Consider the following 1,281-nt stretch of genomic DNA (forward strand, 5'->3'; position numbering starts at 1 on the left):
GCGACAATTACACCGTCCGCTTCGCGACAATTACTCTGGCCTGTTTGTAATCTAAGCGTCCTGTTTCTTCTTTCCAGGGAGACCTTGTGACGCTGAACATTAGGCAGGTCAGTTTTTATATGGCTCAACGTAAGAAAGGTCTTAGTCAGCATGCGGCGTCAACTACCGCTGGAATCTCCGTCCGGTCTGGGCGGCGTATCGAGAAAGGACAATGGCAGCAGTCGAGCGAGCGACACTGGCGTACACGTCAGGACCCGCTGGAGCTGGTCTGGGAACACGAGATCCTCCCCCTGCTCGCATCTCGTCCACGACTTTCACCGACAACCGTTCTTGAGTACTTACAAGATAAATACCCAGGCCAGTACCCTGATACCGTGCGGCGGACGCTCCAACGGCGCATCCGCACTTGGAAAGCTTGTCATGGCGAAGAGCTGGAAATTATGTTCCGCCAGGAGCACAAACCAGGGTTACGAGCGCTGTCTGACTTTACCCAGCTGAAGGACACGGTGATCACTCTCAATGGTCGCCCGCTGGAACATAAACTTTTCCATTTCAGGCTTGAATGGAGCCGCTGGAGCTGGGTGCGCATCGTTACTGGTGGAGAGAGCTTTACCGCTCTGGCTGAGGGGCTCCAGGAAGCTCTTGGTCAGCTGGGCGGTGTACCGCAAGAGCACCGTACAGATAGCTTGGCAGCCGCATGGAAGAACCTGAGTGAAGATGACCATCGTGATCAGACCGAGCGCTATGCCCAACTTTGCGAACATTACGGCATGACGCCGTCACGCAACAACCCAGGGCGGGGCCATGAAAATGGCTCGGTTGAATCAGCCCACGGCCATCTTAAGCAACGTATCCGGCAAGCCCTGCTGCTTCGTGGCAGTAATGACTTCCAGTCGCTGGAAGAGTACCGACGATTTGTAACCCAACAGGTTTTGCGTCATAACCAACGCAATCAGGATCTGGTCCAGCAAGAGTTGGCGTTTCTGACACCACTGCCCCGGAATCGCTGTGCTGACTACGAAGAATTCTCCGTTCGGGTAAGCAGCAGTAGCACTATCAATGTGAAATTCGTTGTGTATAGCGTTCCCTCTCGACTGATTGGGCAGATGCTGAAAGTTCGCCTCTGGGATGATCGCCTGAGCTGCTACGTGGGTAGCGATGAGGTGATGAGCAGCCATAGGGTCAGGGCGGCAAAGGGGAAGCGTCGTGCCCGTTGCATCAACTTCCGTCACGTCATAGGTAGTCTGGTGAAAAAGCCGGGAGCCTTCTACCACGCAGCGC

Annotated in this window: 1 protein-coding gene; it reads left to right on the forward strand. The window is 54.9% G+C overall.

What is annotated here, in order from left to right; translation table 11 throughout:
• Window positions 1-86: 86 nt before the first annotated feature.
• Window positions 87-1,281 (forward strand): IS21 family transposase (istA, locus tag AACS18_RS22390; RefSeq protein ID WP_108613368.1); only part of this gene is annotated, 1,195 nt, incomplete at its 3' end.

The sequence above is a fragment of the Aeromonas sp. HMWF015 genome (genome assembly GCF_963878965.1).
Lineage (GTDB): Bacteria > Pseudomonadota > Gammaproteobacteria > Enterobacterales > Aeromonadaceae > Aeromonas > Aeromonas veronii.